Here is a 19,336-nt window from a genome sequence, read left to right as displayed (position 1 = left end):
GAAATAATTTGCGGATTTTTCTGCGGTGATGGCAGGTAAGATGAAGCAACTGATTGCCAGGTTATTCGAAGAGAAGAATGGCCAAGTTCAAGCTCATCGCCACTGCCCTGTTCGGCGCATGCTCCATGGTCTCCGCCCAAGATGTACTGCTGATTGGCCGCGTCCAGCGGGTCATTCTGCAACCATCAGGAACCGAGAATTGCCCGCCGCCCTGCCCTGCCAAAGCGAATGTTCGCCCCGACGGTACACAAACCGTTTGCGTATCGAACCAGGGCGGTTGCCAGACAATGGAAGTCAAGGTCGACCATATCTATCGTGGTGAGGCGGGCGCCGGGGCGCGGCATTTCAAGTCGGGCATCGGCGAATACGGTCCAAGTTTTCCGGTAACCGAAAAGCCGATCCTGGTGAGCGAAGAAGCTGGCATAGTGTCCTGGTCGCCCGTGATAGAAAAGGATGGAAGGATTTTTATCGATCCAAAACGCCTGCGCAGTATCGGGGGCATTCCAACTTCGGCGAAGGACGATGGCCAACTAGTAGAGCTGCACGGGGTCCTCGCGCGCACCGGCACTGGCCGCCGACTCAACTAAGCCCACCCCTTGGACCTTCCCACCGCCTCATCCCATCGCCCCATCAACCCGCGCCGCTCATCGTCGCCGATCGACGGCTCGAACCTGCGCTCGGCCTGCCACTGCGCCGCAATCTCCTCCTGCGACTCCCAGAACCCCACCGCCAGCCCGGCCAGGTACGCAGCGCCCAGCGCAGTGGTCTCGGTCACCTTCGGCCTGACCACCGGAACGCCCAGCAAATCGGCCTGGAACTGCATCAGCAAGTCATTGCGCGCAGCCCCACCGTCGGCCCGCACTTCGGCCACAGGCACCGACGCATCCTTGCACATCGCCGCCAGCAGCTCCGCGCTCTGGTACGCAATCGCCTCCACTGCCGCGCGCGCGATGTGGCCCTTGTTGGTCCCGCGCGTCATGCCGACCAGCGTGCCGCGCGCGTACGGGTCCCAGTGGGGCGCGCCAAGACCGGCAAACGCAGGCACCATGAATACGCCGCCGTTATCAGGCACGCTTGACGCCAGCGCCTCTACTTCGTGCGACTCGCGAATGATGCCCAGCCCGTCGCGCAGCCACTGCACCGTCGCGCCTCCCATGAACACGCTGCCTTCGATCAGGTAGTCCGTTGTCCCGCCGACGCTCCAGCCCACCGTCGACAGCAACCGGTTGTGCGACACCGCCGGGCGCCGCCCCGCGTGCATCAGCATGAAGCACCCGGTGCCGTAGGTGTTCTTGACCATCCCTGGACGATGGCATGCCTGTCCGAAGATGGCGGCCTGCTGGTCGCCCGCGATACCCGCTATCGGAACCGGGCCGCCAAACCACTCGCTCGACGCAGCCCCGATCTCGCCCGCGCTTTCGACGACTTCAGGCAGCATCGAATCGGGAATGCCGAACAGGTCCAGCAGTTCATGGTCCCACCGCATCTCGTGGATATTAAACAGCATCGTGCGCGACGCGTTGCTCACATCCGTGACATGGCGCCCGCATAGTTTGAATACCAGCCAGCTATCGACGGTGCCGAACGCCAGCTGGCCACGCCCGGCGCGCGCGCGGACTCCCGGCACGTGCTCCAGCAGCCACGCCAGTTTGCTGGCCGAGAAATAGGCGTCAAGTTCAAGCCCGGTGCGCTGGCTGATGCGTTCGGCCAGCCCTTCGGCGCGCAGGCGGTCGCATTCGCCCGCCGTGCGCCGGTCCTGCCACACGATGGCGTTGGCCACCGGCTCGCCCGTCGCGCGGTCCCAGACCACGGTGGTCTCGCGCTGGTTGGCGATGCCGATTGCGGCAACCTGCGCATGCGTGACATGACTGGCGCGCAGCACCTCGCGCGCCACTTTCAACTGGCTGTTCCAGATATCGCGCGGGTCGTGTTCGACCCATCCGGGCTGGGGAAAATGCTGGGGGTATTCCTGCTGCGCGGCGCCGCGGATGCGGCCTTCGCGGTCGAACAGGATGGCGCGGGAACTGGTGGTGCCCTGGTCGAGGGCGAGGATGTATTGAGTCATCGATCAGGTCCCCCGGCGCGTGGCCCGCGGGTGTGCCGGGGCCGGAATATAAGTGTAAAGCAGGCCGATAGGCCGGATTCTGTATACGGCGAACGCCCTTGCGAACGTTCGCTATGACAGCCATTCCTCTAGGCGCCGAATTACTCCGGCGCTCAAGCTTCCTACCCGCACGCTCCGCGAGCAACATCAACGCGTGCCTATTTGGAATTGCTCCAGGTGGAGGTTACCGCGTTTCACCGTAACTTAATACGCTCGTCTCTGTGGCCCTATTCCTCGCCTTATACCCCCGCTTGCGCGGGAAGCTTTCAGCGGACGGCCGTTAACCGTCACCCTGCTCTGTGGAGTCCGGACCTTCCTCCCGCCGACGCATTACACGCCAGCCAGCGGCTGCCTTGGCCTGCTTCACGGGGCGTATTGTAACAGGTGCAGGCGGGGCCCTTGCGCGCTGGCCGGGCTTCCCGGCGCCAACTTTTTCTGCCACACTCATCCATTAAATTCATTATCAATTTTGCCCCCAGAAGGGAATAAACATGTCTGTACACGCTACGGCAGCAAAGGCCGGCTGGCTGGCGCGCGCGCTCAATGCCATTGAAGTGGTTGGAAACAAGCTGCCGGACCCCGCCGTCCTGTTCGCCATGTTGATGGCCGTTGTCTGGCTTGTATCCTGGGCCTTGTCTGGCGTTAGCTTCAACGAAATCGACCCGCGGTCGGGCCAGGCCATTGAAATCAAAAACCTTCTGGCGCCCGTTGCGCTGACCGATTTTATCGCCAAACTCGTCAATACATTCGTCACCTTCCCGCCCTTGGGCGTGGTGCTGGTGGCCATGCTCGGCCTGGGCGTGGCCGAATACACGGGCTTCATCAATGCCGGTTTGCGCTCGATCCTGGCGGTCACGCCCAAATTCCTGCTGACCCCGGTACTGGTCGCCGTTGGCGTACTGAGCCATGTCGCGGTCGACGCCGGCTACGTGCTGGTCATCCCGCTGGGCGCGGTAATTTTCTACGCGGCGGGGCGTCATCCGCTGGCTGGCATCGCCGCCGCTTTCGCAGGCGTGTCGGGCGGCTTTTCGGCTACCTTCTTCGTGCCGTCCAGCCTCGATCCGCTGCTGGCAGGCCTGACCCAGGTCGCTGCCCGCCTGTCATCCGATCCGGCTGCCGCCAACATCGTCATCAATCCCCTCAATAACTTCTTCTTCACGACCGCCTCCACCTTCCTGGTCGTCCTCATCGGATGGGTCCTGACCGACAAGTTCATCGAGCCGCGCCTGAAAGCCACCGCGGTCGATGGCGACCCTGCCGACCTGCCGAAGATGGACGCCTTGCAGGCCAGCGAGCGCAAAGGCCTGCGCTGGGCCACTGTCGCAATGCTTGCCAGCCTGGCCCTGCTGGTGTTGTCGGTCCTGCCTGAAACCTCGGCATGGCGCTCCCCAACCAACGGCCAGCTGACGCATTCGTCCGCGCCGCTGATGCAGTCCATCGTCGCGATCATCTTCATCTTCTTCCTGATCCCTGGCGTCGTCTATGGCTATGTGGCCGGCACCGTGAGCAACCATCGCGACATCGTCAAGGGCATGAGCCAGGCGATGAGCGGGATGGGGTACTACATTGTGATGGCGTTCTTCTGCGCGCAGTTCATCTATGCGTTTGGCCAGTCGAACCTCGGCGCGCTGATGGCGATCAAAGGCGCGATATGGCTCAAGGAGATGTCCTTCCCGATGGGGTTCACACTGGTCGGCATCGTGCTGCTGACGAGCTCAGTAAACCTGCTGGTCGGCTCGGCCTCGGCCAAATGGGCCCTGATCGGGGCGGTCATGGTGCCGATGCTGATGGAGCTTGGCGTCTCGCCCGACCTGACCCAGGCGGCTTACCGGGTGGGCGACTCGTCGACCAATATCATTACCCCGCTGTTGCCCTACTTCCCGCTGATCGTCGTGTTCTGCCGCAAATACGTGAAATCGACCGGCATCGGCACCCTGATCGCGCTGATGCTGCCGTATTCAATCGCCATGCTGGTGCTGTGGACTTCCTTCCTGCTCGGATTCTGGGCGTTCGATATCCCACTGGGTATCGGCTCAACCTATACCTATCCAGCGGCGGGCTGAGGATAAAGGATGCGTCATGGCGGCTGATTCTTAAATTTGGTGTCGTTATTTCAAAAGCCCGGCCGCCAGCGGCTCGCATAGAATGAGGCATACCTAAACTAAGAGGCATGACACATGACGCATCCTTCCCGTACCGGCGGCCAGATCCTGGTCGACGCGCTCAAGATCCATGGCGTGGACACCGCCTTCGGCGTGCCCGGCGAGAGCTATCTCGACGTGCTCGACGCACTGCATGATTCAAGCATCCGCTTCATCATCAACCGCCAGGAAGGCGGCGCCGCGTTCATGGCCGAGGCCTACGGGAAGATGACCGGCCAGCCCGGCATCTGTTTCGTCACCCGCGGGCCTGGCGCCACCAATGCGTCGATCGGCGTGCACACCGCCTACCAGGACTCGACCCCGATGATCCTGTTCATCGGCCAGGTCGGCGGTGATTTCATGGACCGCGAGGCGTTCCAGGAAATCGACTACCGCCGCATGTACGGCCAGATGGCCAAATGGGTCACCCAGATCGACCGCGCCGACCGCATCCCTGAATACATCGCGCGCGCCTTCCAGGTGGCCACCAGCGGCCGCCCGGGTCCGGTGGTGCTGGCCCTGCCCGAAGACATGCTGATCGAGACCGCCACCGTGGCCGATACCCGCCGCTACCAGCCGGTGCAGGCCTCGCCTTCCGCAGCGCAAATCGACACCTTGCGCGGCATGCTGGCTGAAGCGAAGCGCCCGGTGGTGCTGCTTGGCGGCGGCACCTGGAACGCCCAGGCCTGCGCCGACCTGCGCAGCTTCGCCGAAGCGAACGCGCTGCCGGTGGGCTGCACCTTCCGCTTCCAGGACCTGCTCGACAACGCGCACCCTAACTACATCGGCGACGTCGGCATCGGCATCAATCCAAAACTGGCCGCCCGCGTCAAAAACGCCGACCTGGTCATCGCCATCGGCCCGCGCCTTGGCGAGATGACGACCGGCGGCTACACACTGCTGTCGTCACCGGTGCCGCAGCAAAAGCTGGTGCACTTCCATTGCGACGCCGAGGAGCTGGGCAGCGTATTCCAGGCCGACCTGATGATCAACAGCGGCGCGCCGCAGGCCTGCGCGATGCTGGCCGCGATGGCGCCGGTCGATTCGAGCGCGTGGAGCGCCAGCGTGGCGGAGGCAAAGGCAGAACTGGCCGCATACCAGGAGCAGCCGCCGGTCTTCAAGGACGGCAAGGCGCCGCTCGACCTGTGGCAGGTGGTGCAGGACCTGATGAAGGCGGTCCCGCATGACACGTTCATCACCAACGGCGCCGGCAACTACGCGTCGTGGGCGCACCGCTTCTACCGCTACGGCGGCATGCGCACCCAGCTGGCGCCGACCAACGGCGCCATGGGCTACGGCGTGCCGTCCGGCGTCGCCGCCAAGATCGTCAACCCGGAACGCACCGTGGTCACCTTCGCTGGCGATGGCGAATTCATGATGAACGGGCAGGAACTGGCGACCGCAGTGCAGTACAAGGCGGGTGTGGTGATCATCGTGTTTAACAACGGGATGTTCGGCACGATCCGCATGCACCAGGAGCGCGACTATCCGGGCCGCGTGTCAGGCACCGAGCTGCACAACCCGGATTTCGCGGCGCTGGCGCGCGCCTACGGCGCCCACGGCGAGCAGGTCGACACGACGGAAGCCTTCGGCCCGGCACTGGCGCGCGCACTGGAACACACGCGTGCGACCCAGCTGCCTGCGCTGATCGAGTTACGCTACGACGGCAACCTGATCACGCCGAATGCAACGCTCGAGACCATCCGCCAGACCGCGCAGGCCTCGAAAGCGGCGACATAAGGACGTTTTGGAAAGCTGGCGGAACAGGCTTATTTAAGCCCGAGTTCCGCCGGCATTGGAATTGGCGCGTCGAATGCGCTGACCAGTTCGCCGGACGTTGCCAGCAGTGCGATCAGGGCGATGAACAGGCCGCAAACGATATACCTGGCAGCCACGGCGCCGAACGATTGCACTTTTTGAAGTGCAAGTTGCGCTTGCAAATGATCGTTTTCTTTCACAGTCTCTCCAGGCTGTTGCCGTATGCTAAGTGATTGTTATTAAAGGACATCCCTGACCAGAATCTTAGCGGATCGAAGGCAAACTGTCACAGCAGTGGCCCTAATATTTTTCTATCGTGCGGCAGAGCGTTTTAGCATTTTCATGAAAGCGCCCAGTAAAGGTATCTTTTCGTACAGCTCTTCGGCCGCGTCCCAGTAGTCACGGTGCACTTTCACGGCGCCGGCGTCGTCGAAAACAAGATGGCTGGCGCCGCGGATGCACTGCAATTCCGGGTTGTAGCGCTTCATGCGGAAGCGAAACTCCCAGGTGACGAAGGCATCCTTGCCCTGTTGGATTCCGGTGACAACCACAAAACGTGGGTCATTAACCTGGTGAAACATGTGGGAGAAAATGCGCCCGATGGCCGCATGCCCCTGCACCTCATTGAACGGGTCCTTGAAATGCGCATCGGGCGCATACACGGCGGCCAGCCGCGCCTCGAGGGTCGCGGGTTCGATGGTTTCGTAAAACCGCACCAGCCGTTCGAGTTCGGGCGAGCGGCTCATAGTCCCGTCACCTTGTGGACCAGCCAGAAGTACAGGCGGTATGGCAGCAAGCGCGCCAGGCGCAGCGAATTGGTGAACCGCCGCGGAAAGTGGATGTGGAACTCTCCCTTTTCCAGGCCGTCGACCAGCGCCAGCGCCGCGTCGGCGGGCGTCATCAGCGCGGGCATCGGGAAATCGTTATTTGCCGTGAGCGGCGTGTCGACGAAGCCCGGATTGATCTGGTACACGGCGATGCCGCGCGGGCGCAGGTCGAGGTAGAGCGACTCCGAAAGGTTGATCAGCGCCGCTTTGGTCAGTCCGTACACCAGCGCCTTCGGCAGCCCGCCGTAACCGGCCACCGAGGCGACGATCCCGATGCCGCCGTACCCTTGCCGCAGCAGCTGCGGCAGCACCACGTCGATGCAGTTGAACGCGCCGCGCAGGTTGAGGTCCACCAGCGCATTGGCCGCGTCGAGGTCAAAGGCATCGGCGCGCATCTCGTTGTAGCCGCCGGCGACCAGCAGCACCAGGTCGATGCCGCCCCACTCCCTGACGATCCGCTCGCTGGCGGCCATCACGCTCTCATGGTCGGTGACGTCCAGCGGCGCGGCGATCGCACGCATCATGTCGGCGGCGGCAGCCTGCAGCTTGCCGCCGCTGCGCGCCGACAGGGCTACCGTGGCGCCCAGCGCATGCAGCAGGTCCGCAGTGGCTTGGCCGATGCCGGTCGACGCCCCGATCACCCAGACCCGCTTGCCCTGCCAGTGTTCGATGCGCGGGTTCACGGCGACCGCTTGGTGAACGATAACGTGACGTTGCCCAGGTCGACACCGAGCTTGCTCATCGCCGTCCGGTTGAGCATGACCTTGTCGTCGATCAGGAACATCCAGTCGTCCATGTTGACGTCGATGACCCGTTCGCCAACCGGCAGCGACAGCACGTAGCGCCAGCGCAGCGAGTTACCCGAGACGATGCCTTCGGCGGTGCCGACGACGTCGGGCGCGGTTGCGGTAAAGGTCGCGGGCCCCGTTTTTTGCAAGGTCCACACGCGCTTCTGGCGCGTGCCGTCGGAGTAGACGAAGTCTTCATCCAGGGTGCCCACATCGCCGTTCCAGCTGCAGCGCATCACGACCACGAAGCGCTTGACCACCTTGCCGAAGCGGTCCTGGAACATGCCGTGCGCGTCGAGCGTGCCGTTGAAGTAGGACTGCACATCCAACACCGGCTTTTCGCTGGCGTACTGCGAAGGCTTGGGCGCGGTACAGGCAGTGAGTGTGACGGCCGCAGCGGCCGCGATCAATACAGTTGAGATTCTCATAGCGGTTTCCTTTTTGGTTGTTCAGCAATCGCGTAAAGGGGCGCGCCACAGCATTGCGGCGGCCAGCAGTTTCAGGACGCATGGAAGAAGCGCGTAGGCGCCAGCGAGCGCGCCGGTGCCAGCGGTGCCGCCGGGTACATAGCCCAGCCAGTCGAGCAAGGGCAGCGAGATGCCCGCCGCCAGTGCCAATGTGATTTGAACGCCCCAGTTCCAGATGCCGAAATAGGCTGCTTCGCGCTGGCCTGCGTCGCCTTCGCTGGCGATCACGCCGGCCAGCAGCGCGGGCGGCAGCGCCAGGTCGGCGCCCAGCGCAAAGCCAGACAGCAGGCAGATCGCGCCAAAGGCGAGCGCATCGCCCTCGCCCAGCCCGAACGCCCATATGAACACCAGCGCCGAGACCAGCATGCCGCCAGCCCATGCGCGCGCTTCCCCTACCCGGCGCGCGGCAGCCACCCACGGCGCGACCGAGCACGCCGCGGCGACGAAGTAAAGGCTCAGGAACAAGCCCGCCATCGGCGCCAGGCGCAGCCGGTCGGAGGCGAAAAACAGGAACAGGGTGGCGGGGATCGCCGATGCCACCCCGTTGACGAGCAGGACGGCAAACAGCGCACGAAAGCGCCGGTTGGCGAACGGCGCGGCCATTCCCTGCAAGCCCGTGGCGCTGGCAGCGGGCGCCATCGCGGGACGCGGCGCCCTTGCCAACAGCAGCAGCGCCGCGCCTCCCAGCGCCAGCGCGAACGACACCGACAGGGCCACATATCCGGCGGCGCTGGTAACCGCCGCTGCCAGCACCACGCCCGCCAGCGCGAACGCTTCGCGCACCCCGGTCACGCGCGCGCGTTCGCTCGGGGCCTGGGTCAGCGCCGCGCCCCAGCTCTGGTGGGCGATGGTCACCAGCCCGAAGCCCAGATAGGCCAGCATCAGCGTACCGAGGAACCATGCCAGCGCTGCCGCGCCTTCCAGCACGGGAGGATGGAACAGCGCCACGAATCCGGCCAGCAGCACCGGCGATCCGCCAGCGACGTAGCGCGCAAAGCCGCCGCGCCCGCGCTCGATCCACCAACCAAGCAGCGGGTCGAGGAAGGCTGCCCCGACGCGCGCGGCCAGCAGCGCGGCGCCGATCAGTGTCAGCGACAAGCCTGAATGTTCGGCGTAAAACTTCGGAAGATAAACGTAGATGGGCAGCGCGACCATCGCCAGCGGCAGGCCGAGCAGGCCGTAGGACACCAGCTGGGGCATGGCCAGGTGTGTCATCGCCGCGCCGCTTCCCGCAAAAGCGCTTCGCGCAGGCGCGGCGCGGTGGTGCGGGGGCCGAGCCAGATGCCGGCAAAGGCCTGCGCAAACCCCGGCTCAGCGATGGTGCCGAGCACGGAAGCGCCAAGGTGGAAGCGCACCGCGCCGCCGGGCAGGAACACCCCGGTGATCCTGCTGCCTTCCTTCACGTCCGGGAAAACGGCGCGCATTTGCTCCAGCCACAGCGCGCGCTGGGCTGCGGTGCCGCCGCCGGTTTTTTCCATCTGGTCGGCGCTGGCTTCGGCGATCCGCGCGCCGCTCAGGGCGCGCGCGTAATGCAGTTCAAGCGCAAACGGCGCACCTGGCGCATAACCGGCTTCCCCGACCCACAAGCTGGCATCGTAGATCTTCATGCCGAACCAGGTGAAGGTACCCTGTCCCGCCATCCGCGCGCCTGGCAGGTCAGGCGCGACCTGCGGCATGGCCGCAAGGGCGGCGCCGCCGGCGAGCAAGCCCGCCAACAGTGCGAGCAGCAGGCGGCGCGCCATCAGGGCTTCTCCAACGTGAAGTGCACGACATTGGTATTGCCCGCCCTGAACGCGGCCTCGCAGTAGGCCAGGTAGAAGTCCCAAGTGCGGATGAAGCGCTCGTCGAAACCCTGGTCGCGCACCGCGTCAAGCCTGGCGTGGAAGGCGGTGCGCCAGGCCGCGAGGGTATCGGCGTAGTCGATGCCGAATGCGAATTGGCGCGTGACGACAAGGCCGCTGTCCTCCGCCATGCGGGTAAACACCTGCGGCGACGGCAGCATCCCGCCGGGGAACACGTACTGCTGGATGAAGTCGGTCCCCTTGCGGTAGCGGTCAAACAGCTCGTCGGCGATGACGATGGTCTGCACGCACGCGCGCCCGCCTGGCTTGAGGTTGCGCTTGATGCACTCGAAGTAGCTCGGCCAGTAGGCCTCGCCCACCGCTTCGAACATCTCGATCGAGGCGATGGCGTCGTACTGGCCGTCGCTGTCGCGGTAGTCGCACAGCTGCAGGTCGGCCAGGTGCGCCAGGCCGGCGCCTTGCAGCCGTTGGGTGGCGTAGGCGAGCTGCTGCTCCGACAGGGTCAGCCCGGTGACATGGGCGCCCGCTTCGCGCGCGGCGGCCTCGGCGAATCCGCCCCAGCCGCAGCCGATTTCCAGCACCCGCTGGCCGGGCCGCAGGCGCAGCTGGCCAAGCACGGCGCGGTACTTTTCGGCCTGGGCGAGCGCCAGGTCGGCGCCGCTGGCCGCGGTGAAGCGCGCGCTCGAGTAGGTCATCGACGGATCGAGCCACAGCTTGTAGAAGTCGTTGCCGATGTCGTAGTGGGCGTGGATGTTCTTGCGGCTGCCTGCGCGGCTGTTCCGGTTAAGCAGGTGGCGCACGCGGTAGGCCAGCCTTCCCCACCAGCTGCCGTACAGCGCCGACTCGACCTGGGCCCGGTTGTTCGCCAGCAGTTCGAGCAGGCCAGGCAGGCTGCTGGTGTGCCAGTCGCCCGCGATGTACGACTCGGCAAAGCCAATATCACCGGAGCGCAGGGCCGCCGCGAATACCTTCCAGTTGTGCAGTTCGAGCGTGACCGGCACGCCGCCCGCGCCAAACACAAGGTGCTCGCCAGCCGGCGTGCGCAGGTGCAGCGTGCCGTGCTGGATTTTGCTTAGCAGGCGCAGGGCCACGCGGCCAGAAGATGGAATGGACTGCTTGCGCGCACGCGCTGGCAGGGGGACCGCGGCTGCGGACGGCATCAGATCGGAACTCATCGGCTTACCTTCTGTTCAGGTGGAGCGGGTTTGGAATAAAACGGCACGCGGCGCAGCCACAGGCGCAGGGCCTGCAGGTGGATGCGCGCGACGACGCCAAAGGTCATCAGGGGAAAAGCGAAGAACGCGCGCGCCGCGCCGGCGTCGGACAGGCGCACCGCCAACCCGGACAGGCTGGTTTGCAGCAGCAGGCCGTCGGCATCGTCGTAATCGATGCAGGCCAGGGTGTGCTCGGACTGGCCGCGCCGCGCACGCATGAAGCGGAAGCGGTAGCCGCCTTCGACACGGCAGAACGGCGATACGTGGAACACCTTGCGGGCCCTCAGCTCGCTGCCATTGGCGATGGCGGCGCCAGTGTCGAGCAGGTAGAAATGGCGTTCGCCGAAGGTATTGCGCACGTCGCACAGCACGGCGCGCAGGGCGCCGTCGGCGCGGTGGCAGAACCAGAACGAGACGGGATTGAAGGCATACCCGAGCACGCGCGGCATCGCCTGCAGCCAGATCTCGCCGTCGGCGTCGTGCACGCCCTCGGCGGCTAGCAGCGCGTCGATCCATTCCACCAGGGGGCGCTTGCCGTCGCCATGGTCGGCGTCGACAAACGACAGCAGGTTGAAGCGGTTGCGCGACGCCAGCCTGCAGCCGAAGCCGCGGCTGCCCATCGCGCGCAGCGGCAGGCGCAGGTAGTAGCTGCCGTAGGCGAACGCATTCTCGCGCGGCCGCAAGCGGCGGTGCCGGACCTGGCCGAAGCACAGCTGCGGCGATGTTGCGTCAGGCGACTGCATCGCCCTGCCCTGCGAGGCGCGCCGACAGCGCGGCTGCCACCGACAGCCCGGACGCCAGCCCGTCTTCATGGAAGCCGTAGCCGGTCCAGGCGCCGGCGAACCAGGTGTTCTGGACACCCTGCAGCGCAGGCAGCCGGCTTTGCGCGGCGATGGCGGCGGCGTCGAACACGGGATGCGCGTAGTCGAACTCGCCCAGTACCAGGCGCGGGTCGGGTTCGTCGATGGGATTGAGCGAGACAATCACCGGCGTGCGGCAAGGCAGCGGCTGCAGCTTGTTGATCAGGTAGTGCACGCAGACCTGGGGGGTGGCAGATGCCGTGCTCTGGTAGTTCCAGGCCGACCATGCGCGGGTGCTGGCTGGCAGGCAGCTGGCGTCGGTGTGCAGCACCGCGCGGTTGGGCTGGTAGGCAATGGCGCCGAGCACGGCCTGTTCGTCGGCGCGGGCGTCGCCCAGCAGCGCCAGCGCCTGGTCGCTGTGGCAGGCCAGCACCACCTGGTCGAACTGCTCCGCTCCGGCGGCCGTCTCGACACGTACCGAGCGCGCACCGCCGCTTGGCGCGCGCGTGACCGAGCGTACCGGCATGACGAGGCGGCGGGTCGGGATGGCGGCCAGCAGCTTGTCGACGTAGTTGCGCGATCCTCCGCGCACGGTGCGCCACTGCGGGCGGTCGCTCACCTGCAGCAGCCCGTGGTTGTGGCAGAAGCGGATGAAGGTGGCGGCCGGGAAGGCCAGCATCTGACCGGCGGGACAGGACCAGATGCAGGCCGCCATCGGCAGCAGGTACCAGTTGCGGAATTCGTCGCTGTAGCGGCGCCCGGACAGGAACTGCCCGAGCGACTCCGGCGGCATCGGCCCGTTGCCGGTGGCCAGGCTGGTTGCTTCCTTGTTAAAGCGCACGATGTCGCGCAGCATGCGCAAGAAACGTCGATTGAACAGGTTGCGGCGTTGGGTGAACACGGTGTCGAGATTGCTGCCCGCCCACTCAAGCATGCGGCCTGGCAAGGGTAACTTGACGGAAAACGACATGTCGCTGCCGACGCTGTCCACCCCAAGTTCTTCAAACAGGGCAATCAGCTTCGGGTAGGTGCGCTGGTTAAACACCAGGAAGCCGGTATCGACGCCGAAGCGGAAGCCGTCGACCTCGACATCGACTGTGTTGCTGTGCCCGCCAAAGTAGCTGCCCGCTTCGAACAGGGTGACGTCGGCGCCGGCCTGGACCAGGCGGTAGGCGCTTGACAGGCCGGAGACGCCGGCGCCGATAACTGCGATTTTCATGTGCTTCCTTGCAGGTTAATTTTTGTCCATGACAAAACGCTCATGAGACGGATATTCAACAACTTCCTTGCGTTTGTCAATTGATTTGTCCTATTCAAATCATACAACAATTCTTCTTTTCTTTTGAATCTCGTGGCAAAACCACCATAAATCCGCTTACAATGAAAAAACTGTCCTATACATACCGGCTCCATTACAGGGTTTCCCATGAGCACAACAAGCAACGACGACCGCATGACCAACATCAGCGAGGTAGAACGGGAGACCGGAATCGCCAAGGAAACCTTGCGCGTCTGGGAAAGGCGCTACGACTTCCCCAAGCCGGGCCGGGATGCCAACGGTGAACGGATATATACGTCGGAGCAACGCAGTCGGTTGCAATTAATTAAGCGGTTGATCGACAACGGCTACCGCCCGGGGAAAATCGTCCACTTGCCGGGTGAGGAACTGAATGAGCTGGCCCAGTTGGCGGCGCGCAAGTCCGCGCTGCCGCCGCCGGATGCCGACGACCCGATGCTGGCCGAATGCATGGCGCTGATCACCGCCCACCGCGTCCATGAACTGCGCCAGGCGATGATGCAGGCGCAGCTGCGCCTCGGCCTGCGCAACTTCGTCACCGACCTGGTGGCTCCCCTGACCACGCTGGTGGGCGACGCCTGGGCCGCCGGACGGCTGGCCATTTTTGAAGAACACCTGTATGCCGAGACGCTGCAAAGCGTGATGCGGGCCGCCATCTTCACCGCCAGCCAGCAGACCGACCGCGAGCAGGCCGCCCCGCGCATCCTCTTGACGACCGTTCCGATCGAACGGCATGGACTTGGCCTGCTGATGGCCGAAGCGCTGTTTGCGCTGGAAGGCGCCTCCTGCATTTCATTGGGTGTCCAGACGCCGCTGTCCGATATCGTCACCGCGACCAAGGCGCATCGCGCCGACATCGTGGCGCTGTCGTTCTCGGCGGGCGTCTCCTGCCGCGCCGCAATGGACAATATTTCGCAGCTGCGCGAGCGCCTCGACGGCGCCGCCGACGTCTGGGTGGGCGGGGCCTGCGCCGCGCAACTGATGCGCCAGCTCGGGCCAGAATGCGTACTCGACCTCGAAGGCATCGCCGGGGCAGTCCAACGCTGGCGCAGCAGCCGCGCCGCACTTGTCAATTAGACAGGATGACAAGAAACACGGGCCCTGCTCTGGTAAAATACGCGCGATCCAATTCATCGTTCCCCGCTTTCAGGGGAATGTGCATGCAGCGCCCGCCGATACAGACCCATGTTTAGTTTCTTCAAAAAAATTCTCCGCACGGAAGAGAGCCATCCGCCTGAGCCGGTCGCGCCGCCGCCTGCTCCGCCCGCTCCCGCGCCGGTTGCACCTGTTCATGTAGAACCCGCCGCCCGCGTACCTGCTCCTGCTCCTGCGCCTGCTCCTGCGCCTGCTCCTGCGCCTGCTCCTGTCCAGCCTGCGCCTGTACAAGCTGCGCCTGTCCAGCCTGCAGCCTTTGCACCAGCGCCAACACCAGCCCCTGCCGTCCCTCCGGCGGCGCCAGCTCCGGTCCAGGCAGCCCCGGCCCCGGCCACCTCCCCGGCGCCAGCCCCTTCGGGCATGGCGCGGCGCTACGGAACCACCTCGACATTCACCGCGCCGCCGGTCATCCAGCCGCCGCCCGCGCCAACGCCTGTGCCTGTGCCTGTGCCTGTGCCTGTGCCTGTGCCTGTGCCTGTGCCTGTGCCTGTGCCTGTGCCTGTGCCGGCGCCTGCCCCTGCCCCTGCCCCTGCCCCTGCCCCGGCGCCGGTGGCCGAAGCCGCAGAACTGATCCCCGAAACCGCAGAACGCCTCGGCAGCGAAGCGGACCGCAAGAAGTCATGGATGGACCGCCTTAAGGCTGGCCTGTCCAAGACGTCCAACAACCTGAGCCTGCTGTTCGTCGGCGCGCGCATCGACGAAGACCTGTACGAAGAACTGGAAGCGGCGCTGCTGATGTCCGACGCCGGCATGGACGCCACCCAGTACCTGCTCGACGGCCTGCGCAAGAAAGTCAAGGAAGACAAGCTGCTCGACGCGGCCGCCGTCAAGGCCGCGCTCAAGGTGCTGATGACCGACATGCTGCGCCCGCTCGAGAAGCCGCTTGAACTGGGCCGCTACGAACCGCTCGTGATGATGATCGCGGGCGTCAACGGGGCCGGCAAGACGACCACCATCGGCAAGCTGGCCAAGCACATGCAGACCTATAAACAGTCCGTGCTGCTGGCCGCGGGCGACACCTTCCGCGCCGCCGCCCGCGAACAGCTGATGGTCTGGGGACAGCGCAACAACGTCACCGTGATCTCGCAGGAGTCGGGCGACCCGGCCGCCGTCGCGTTCGACGCGGTGCAGTCGGGTAAGGCGCGGCGCATGGACGTGGTGATGGTCGATACGGCCGGACGCCTGCCGACGCAGCTGCACCTGATGGAAGAACTTCGCAAGATCAAGCGCGTGATCGGCAAGGGCATGGACGGCGCCCCGCACGAGACGCTGCTGGTCATTGACGGCAACACGGGACAGAACGCGCTGGCGCAGGTCAAGGCTTTCGACGACGCGCTGACCCTGACTGGCCTCGTCATCACAAAGCTGGACGGCACCGCGAAAGGCGGTGTGCTGGCTGCCATTGCGCGCACCCGTCCGGTGCCGGTGTATTTCATCGGCGTGGGCGAGAAGATCGAAGACCTGCAGCCATTCAAGGCTGACGAATTTGTCGAAGCGCTGCTCGGATAAGGCCTCATGATCGAATTTCAATCGGTGTCAAAGCAGTACTCCGCCGATGCTGTCGCCCTGCGCGACGTATCGTTCAACATCGCCAAGGGCGAGCTGGCCTACCTGGCCGGCCCGTCCGGCGCGGGCAAATCCACGTTGTTCAAGATGATCGCCGCGATCGAGCGCCCGACCGCCGGACGGGTGCTGGTCAACGGCCAGGACATCGGCAAGCTCGGTCACGCCGGGGTGCCTTTCCTGCGCCGCAAACTGGGCCTGGTGCTGCAAGACCAGCGCCTGCTGACCGACCGCAGCGTACTGGCCAACACCATGCTGCCGCTCTTGGTAACCGGCGCGCCGCGCCGCGAGGCCGAGCAGCGCGCCCGCGCCGCGCTTGAAAAAGTCGGCATGCTGGACCGCGCGCCCGCCATGCCGCTCGAACTGTCCGGCGGCGAGCAGCAGCGCGTGGCGATCGCCCGCGCGATCGTCAACCGCCCGCAGATCATCCTGGCCGACGAACCGACGGCCAACCTGGACCGTGCCAGCGCCGACAAGGTGCTCGACGCGCTGCGCGCGTTTAACGCGGTCGGCGTCACCTGCCTGATCTCGACCCACGACGAGCAGGTGCTCGACAGCGCAAAGCGCGTGATCCACATCGAACACGGCCAGCTGGTTGGGGGTGCGGCATGAAGAGCTGGATCCGCCAACACCGCTTCGCCCTCGATGGCGCGTTTGCCACCATCCGCCGCGCGCCGGGCAGCTTTTTCTTTAATGTGATCGTCGTCGCCATCGCGCTGGCGCTGCCGTTTGCGGGGCTGACATTGCTCGATAACGTCAGGCCGCTGTCGCAGCAGCTCGCGGTCGAACCTGAACTGAGCCTGTTCGTGTCGCCCGGTGCGACCCGCGAGCAGGCGCGCGCCCTTGCCCCGGCGCTGCAAAAGAGCGTCGGCGTCCAGCGCGCCGTCATCACCTTCGTGCCGCGCGAAGAAGCGCTGGAAAAGCTCAAGGCCAAGAGTGCGACCGCCGAGGTGCTCGACACGCTCGGCGAAAATCCGCTGCCCGACAGTTATGTCCTCAAGCTCGACGGCTACGAAAGCGCGCAGGACGCCGCCAGCATCGACGCCCTGGCCGACAAGCTGCGCGTACTGCCGAATGTCGAGTCGGTGCATGTGGATTCGGCCTGGGTCAAGCGCCTGGCCGCGCTGCTTAACGTGCTGCGGCTGGTGCTGCTGCTGCTGGCGGCCACCCTCGGCATGGTCGTCATCGCGGTGGTGTTCAACACCATCCGCCTGCAGGTGCTGACCCAGCGTGAAGAGATCACGATGGCCAAGCTGCTTGGCGCGACCGACAACTTCATCCACCGCCCCTTCTATTACACCGGCATGCTGCTCGGCCTTGCGGCTGGCGTGGTGGCGCTTGGGGCGGTCGCCTTGTCGCTGCAGCCGCTCAACAGCGCGGTTGCCGAGTTTGCACGACTGTATGCGTCCGAGTTCCAGCTGATGCCGCTCGGTCCTTTGGAAAGCCTCGGCCTGCTGGCCATCAGCGCCGCACTCGGCCTGGTCGGCGCCATGCTGTCGATCCGCCGCCACCTGGCGCGGCTGGCTTAAGGGCAGGTTTGCTATCCCGGCCGCCGCGCCGGGGTAGCAGCAAGGTCACGCTTCAAGCGCGTACGTGAGTCATCGTACAGAAACTCCCTCCCCCTGAAGTTAGAATGAACTCGTCGATCGTGCGGCTGTCTTAAGGTGTCTTAAGGCCATCCTAAGGCCCTTGGTGCATGATTCCTCTGCATCGCCTTTGACTCAAATCAAGCCGGCACAACCGGACTCGCCATAGAGTGAAACCTGGTGAAATTGTTTCCAAGCGGCAAGCAAAAATCAGTGTTGAAAAGCAAATCTGGGTGCGATTGGCACTCTCCGCTGGAGAGTGCTAATATATGACCAACGCAAAGCGGAGCTATCGAAAAAACTGCCGCTCGCGTCTGGTAAATAACCGTAACAGCCGCTCCATGGGCTAAGCTGCCATGGCAAATTGACGATGCAGCACTGCTCACATACGAGGAAATAGATGACTATGACGTCCGCACAATCCGCACTGGTTCCGACTGGAAGTCGTGCTCTCGGACTCGGGTTTACTGGCAATCTTGGCAATATCGATGCCTACATTTCGGCGGTCAACCGCCTGCCGATGCTGACGCACGAGGAAGAACAGTCGCTGGCTAAACGCCTGCGCGACAACAACGACCTCGGCGCCGCGCAGGAACTGGTGCTGTCGCACCTGCGCCTGGTGGTCTCGATCGCGCGCGGCTACCTGGGCTACGGCCTGCCGCACGCCGACCTGATCCAGGAAGGCAATATCGGACTGATGAAGGCGGTCAAGCGTTTCGACCCTAACCAGGGCGTTCGCCTGGTGTCCTATGCCATGCACTGGATCAAGGCCGAAATGCATGAGTACATCCTGAAGAACTGGCGCCTGGTGAAGGTCGCGACGACCAAGGCACAGCGCAAGCTGTTCTTCAACCTGCGCAGCAACAAGCAGGGCCTGGACGCCATGTCGCCGACCCAGATCGATGCGCTGGCCAAGCTGCTCGACGTCAAGCGCGAAGAAGTCATCGAAATGGAAACGCGCCTGTCGGGCCGCGACATCGCGCTCGAATCGCCGACCGACGACGAAGACGACAAGTTCTCGCCGATCGCCTACCTGTCGTCCGACCTGTCGGAGCCTACCAAGGTGCTCGAAGCCGAACAGGTCACGCGCCTGCAGTCGGAAGGACTGGAGTCCGCGCTGTCGAAGCTGGACCCGCGTTCGCGCCGCATTATCGAAGCGCGCTGGTTGGCCAACGACGATGGTTCGGGCGCCACGCTGCACACCCTGGCTGAAGAGTTCGGCGTGTCCGCCGAGCGCATCCGCCAGATCGAGGCGGCGGCACTGAAGAAAATGAAAGGTTCGCTGGCGGCTTTCGTTTAAGCCGGTACGGACTGACCGAACGAAGGCGCCTGCGGGCGCCTTCTTGCATTGGGGCGCGCGTCCCGCCGATGGCAAGTTTGATACACTCATCGCATCTACCGATGGGATAACGCCATGAACGTGTACCGCGCCCGCTATCTGACTCTCGCAGCAGCATGCTTTCTCGCGGCATGCGCCACCATCCGCGAGGCTCCCGTGAACGACGCCACGCTGACCCTCCAGCCGCAGCAGACGCTCGCCCTCGGCGAAACCATCAGCCTGCGCTACGAACGCGCCGACGACAGCCGCTGCCCGCAAGACGCGCGCTGCGTCTGGGCCGGCATCATCATCTACCACTTCACGCTGGTCGGCAAAACCGCATCCGAGCCGTTCAAGCTCGACATCGACCAGCCCGCCTTCGAGTCGAAGCTGCTCAAGGGCGTGCGCATCGTGCTGGCGACAACCGAGCCGCCGCCGGTGCGCATGTCCAACCAGGCGCCACCGCCACATCCGGTCACCGTCAGCGTCACCAACATCTGAACCCTCGCCCCTGCC

At 64.7% G+C, this 19,336-nt stretch carries 19 protein-coding genes and 1 other RNA gene; 9 read left to right on the top strand and 11 right to left on the bottom strand.

Going from position 1 to position 19,336, the window contains the following annotated elements:
* Positions 1-77: 77 nt before the first annotated feature.
* The gene (locus tag LMJ30_RS01975) at positions 78-587 is read left to right on the top strand and encodes a hypothetical protein (protein ID WP_229430659.1); all 510 of its coding nucleotides are present in this window, start codon (positions 78-80) and stop codon (positions 585-587) included.
* Here the strand turns inward: LMJ30_RS01975 and glpK are convergent.
* Together glpK and rnpB are read right to left on the bottom strand one after the other, a co-directional pair.
* Positions 584-2,065 carry a glycerol kinase GlpK gene (gene glpK / locus LMJ30_RS01970; RefSeq protein ID WP_229430658.1) on the bottom strand — a complete coding sequence of 494 codons (1,482 nt, stop codon included), beginning with the start codon at positions 2,063-2,065 and terminating at the stop codon, positions 584-586. The two genes, LMJ30_RS01975 and glpK, sit on opposite strands and share 4 nt — an antisense overlap.
* A gap of 52 nt (positions 2,066-2,117) precedes the next feature.
* An RNA gene (gene rnpB / locus LMJ30_RS01965) (RNase P RNA component class A) lies at positions 2,118-2,469 on the bottom strand.
* Positions 2,470-2,595: 126 nt separating this feature from the next.
* On the opposite strand from rnpB, the gene LMJ30_RS01960 reads away from it, so the two are divergent.
* Positions 2,596-4,167: an AbgT family transporter gene (locus tag LMJ30_RS01960; protein WP_229430657.1), complete on the top strand. Its 1,572-nt coding sequence runs from the start codon at positions 2,596-2,598 to the stop codon at positions 4,165-4,167.
* Between the two features lie 114 nt (positions 4,168-4,281).
* On the top strand, positions 4,282-5,985 hold the full coding sequence (locus LMJ30_RS01955; RefSeq protein WP_229430656.1) for a thiamine pyrophosphate-binding protein: 1,704 nt from the start codon (positions 4,282-4,284) through the stop codon (positions 5,983-5,985).
* 29 nt (positions 5,986-6,014) lie between these two features.
* Here the strand turns inward: LMJ30_RS01955 and LMJ30_RS01950 are convergent, their stop codons facing one another.
* The 9 genes from LMJ30_RS01950 to LMJ30_RS01910 all read right to left on the bottom strand — a co-directional run bounded on the left by LMJ30_RS01950 (position 6,015) and on the right by LMJ30_RS01910 (position 13,120).
* Positions 6,015-6,203 carry a hypothetical protein gene (locus tag LMJ30_RS01950; protein ID WP_229430655.1) on the bottom strand — a complete coding sequence of 63 codons (189 nt, stop codon included), beginning with the start codon at positions 6,201-6,203 and terminating at the stop codon, positions 6,015-6,017.
* Between the two features lie 111 nt (positions 6,204-6,314).
* On the bottom strand, positions 6,315-6,749 hold the full coding sequence (locus tag LMJ30_RS01945; RefSeq protein ID WP_229430654.1) for a nuclear transport factor 2 family protein: 435 nt from the start codon (positions 6,747-6,749) through the stop codon (positions 6,315-6,317).
* Positions 6,746-7,513 (bottom strand): SDR family NAD(P)-dependent oxidoreductase, encoded by a 768-nt coding sequence (locus LMJ30_RS01940; protein ID WP_229430653.1) that lies wholly within the window; start codon positions 7,511-7,513, stop codon positions 6,746-6,748. Before LMJ30_RS01940 ends, LMJ30_RS01945 begins: the two co-directional genes overlap by 4 nt.
* Positions 7,510-8,046 (bottom strand): DUF3833 domain-containing protein, encoded by a 537-nt coding sequence (locus LMJ30_RS01935; RefSeq protein WP_229430652.1) that lies wholly within the window; start codon positions 8,044-8,046, stop codon positions 7,510-7,512. Before LMJ30_RS01935 ends, LMJ30_RS01940 begins: the two co-directional genes overlap by 4 nt.
* A 21-nt stretch (positions 8,047-8,067) precedes the next feature.
* Positions 8,068-9,300: an MFS transporter gene (locus LMJ30_RS01930; RefSeq protein ID WP_229430651.1), complete on the bottom strand. Its 1,233-nt coding sequence runs from the start codon at positions 9,298-9,300 to the stop codon at positions 8,068-8,070.
* Positions 9,297-9,827, bottom strand: a complete 531-nt coding sequence (locus tag LMJ30_RS01925; RefSeq protein WP_229430650.1) for a chalcone isomerase family protein — start codon at positions 9,825-9,827, stop codon at positions 9,297-9,299. Before LMJ30_RS01925 ends, LMJ30_RS01930 begins: the two co-directional genes overlap by 4 nt.
* Complete coding sequence (locus LMJ30_RS01920) at positions 9,827-11,062, bottom strand: SAM-dependent methyltransferase (RefSeq protein WP_229430649.1); 1,236 nt, start codon at positions 11,060-11,062, stop codon at positions 9,827-9,829. The genes LMJ30_RS01925 and LMJ30_RS01920 overlap by 1 nt, the downstream gene beginning before the upstream one ends.
* A complete protein-coding gene (locus tag LMJ30_RS01915; protein ID WP_229430648.1) occupies positions 11,059-11,844 on the bottom strand; it encodes a DUF1365 domain-containing protein in 786 nt (261 codons plus the stop codon). The genes LMJ30_RS01920 and LMJ30_RS01915 overlap by 4 nt, the downstream gene beginning before the upstream one ends.
* Entirely contained in the window at positions 11,831-13,120 is a 1,290-nt protein-coding gene (locus tag LMJ30_RS01910) for an NAD(P)/FAD-dependent oxidoreductase (RefSeq protein WP_229430647.1), read from the bottom strand. Before LMJ30_RS01910 ends, LMJ30_RS01915 begins: the two co-directional genes overlap by 14 nt.
* A gap of 207 nt (positions 13,121-13,327) precedes the next feature.
* Between LMJ30_RS01910 and LMJ30_RS01905 the strand changes: the two genes are divergently transcribed.
* The 6 genes from LMJ30_RS01905 (at position 13,328) to LMJ30_RS01880 (ending at position 19,321) form a co-directional block, all read left to right on the top strand.
* On the top strand, positions 13,328-14,275 hold the full coding sequence (locus tag LMJ30_RS01905; RefSeq protein ID WP_229430646.1) for a MerR family transcriptional regulator: 948 nt from the start codon (positions 13,328-13,330) through the stop codon (positions 14,273-14,275).
* A gap of 438 nt (positions 14,276-14,713) precedes the next feature.
* Positions 14,714-15,862, top strand: coding sequence for a signal recognition particle-docking protein FtsY (gene ftsY / locus LMJ30_RS01900; RefSeq protein ID WP_229430645.1), 1,149 nt, complete (start codon positions 14,714-14,716; stop codon positions 15,860-15,862).
* A gap of 6 nt (positions 15,863-15,868) precedes the next feature.
* On the top strand, positions 15,869-16,528 hold the full coding sequence (locus tag LMJ30_RS01895; RefSeq protein ID WP_229430644.1) for a cell division ATP-binding protein FtsE: 660 nt from the start codon (positions 15,869-15,871) through the stop codon (positions 16,526-16,528).
* On the top strand, positions 16,525-17,445 hold the full coding sequence (gene ftsX, locus LMJ30_RS01890) for a permease-like cell division protein FtsX (RefSeq protein WP_229430643.1): 921 nt from the start codon (positions 16,525-16,527) through the stop codon (positions 17,443-17,445). Before LMJ30_RS01895 ends, ftsX begins: the two co-directional genes overlap by 4 nt.
* Positions 17,446-17,902: 457 nt before the next feature.
* Entirely contained in the window at positions 17,903-18,802 is a 900-nt protein-coding gene (rpoH, locus tag LMJ30_RS01885) for an RNA polymerase sigma factor RpoH (protein WP_229430642.1), read from the top strand.
* A 114-nt stretch (positions 18,803-18,916) separates the two neighbouring features.
* Positions 18,917-19,321: a hypothetical protein gene (locus tag LMJ30_RS01880; RefSeq protein WP_229430641.1), complete on the top strand. Its 405-nt coding sequence runs from the start codon at positions 18,917-18,919 to the stop codon at positions 19,319-19,321.
* Positions 19,322-19,336: the final 15 nt, after the last annotated feature.

This window comes from Massilia agrisoli, from assembly GCF_020831365.1.
Classification (GTDB): domain Bacteria; phylum Pseudomonadota; class Gammaproteobacteria; order Burkholderiales; family Burkholderiaceae_D; genus Telluria_A; species Telluria_A agrisoli.
The sequence above is the reverse complement of the archived record's forward strand: the minus strand, read 5'-3'. Positions and strand labels throughout refer to the sequence as shown.

Excerpts from the sequence above, each read along its gene's own strand:
- LMJ30_RS01910 (WP_229430647.1), bottom strand. The coding sequence starts at position 13,120 with ATGAAAATCGCAGTTATCGGCGCCGGCGTCTCCGGCCTGTCAAGCGCC.
- LMJ30_RS01960 (WP_229430657.1), top strand. The coding sequence starts at position 2,596 with ATGTCTGTACACGCTACGGCAGCAAAGGCCGGCTGGCTGGCGCGCGCG.
- glpK (WP_229430658.1), bottom strand. The coding sequence starts at position 2,065 with ATGACTCAATACATCCTCGCCCTCGACCAGGGCACCACCAGTTCCCGC.
- rpoH (WP_229430642.1), top strand. The coding sequence starts at position 17,903 with ATGACTATGACGTCCGCACAATCCGCACTGGTTCCGACTGGAAGTCGT.
- LMJ30_RS01880 (WP_229430641.1), top strand. The coding sequence starts at position 18,917 with ATGAACGTGTACCGCGCCCGCTATCTGACTCTCGCAGCAGCATGCTTT.
- LMJ30_RS01935 (WP_229430652.1), bottom strand. The coding sequence starts at position 8,046 with ATGAGAATCTCAACTGTATTGATCGCGGCCGCTGCGGCCGTCACACTC.
- LMJ30_RS01920 (WP_229430649.1), bottom strand. The coding sequence starts at position 11,062 with ATGAGTTCCGATCTGATGCCGTCCGCAGCCGCGGTCCCCCTGCCAGCG.
- ftsX (WP_229430643.1), top strand. The coding sequence starts at position 16,525 with ATGAAGAGCTGGATCCGCCAACACCGCTTCGCCCTCGATGGCGCGTTT.
- LMJ30_RS01945 (WP_229430654.1), bottom strand. The coding sequence starts at position 6,749 with ATGAGCCGCTCGCCCGAACTCGAACGGCTGGTGCGGTTTTACGAAACC.
- LMJ30_RS01955 (WP_229430656.1), top strand. The coding sequence starts at position 4,282 with ATGACGCATCCTTCCCGTACCGGCGGCCAGATCCTGGTCGACGCGCTC.
- LMJ30_RS01895 (WP_229430644.1), top strand. The coding sequence starts at position 15,869 with ATGATCGAATTTCAATCGGTGTCAAAGCAGTACTCCGCCGATGCTGTC.
- LMJ30_RS01975 (WP_229430659.1), top strand. The coding sequence starts at position 78 with ATGGCCAAGTTCAAGCTCATCGCCACTGCCCTGTTCGGCGCATGCTCC.
- ftsY (WP_229430645.1), top strand. The coding sequence starts at position 14,714 with ATGGCGCGGCGCTACGGAACCACCTCGACATTCACCGCGCCGCCGGTC.
- LMJ30_RS01930 (WP_229430651.1), bottom strand. The coding sequence starts at position 9,300 with ATGACACACCTGGCCATGCCCCAGCTGGTGTCCTACGGCCTGCTCGGC.
- LMJ30_RS01915 (WP_229430648.1), bottom strand. The coding sequence starts at position 11,844 with ATGCAGTCGCCTGACGCAACATCGCCGCAGCTGTGCTTCGGCCAGGTC.
- LMJ30_RS01925 (WP_229430650.1), bottom strand. The coding sequence starts at position 9,827 with ATGGCGCGCCGCCTGCTGCTCGCACTGTTGGCGGGCTTGCTCGCCGGC.
- LMJ30_RS01905 (WP_229430646.1), top strand. The coding sequence starts at position 13,328 with ATGAGCACAACAAGCAACGACGACCGCATGACCAACATCAGCGAGGTA.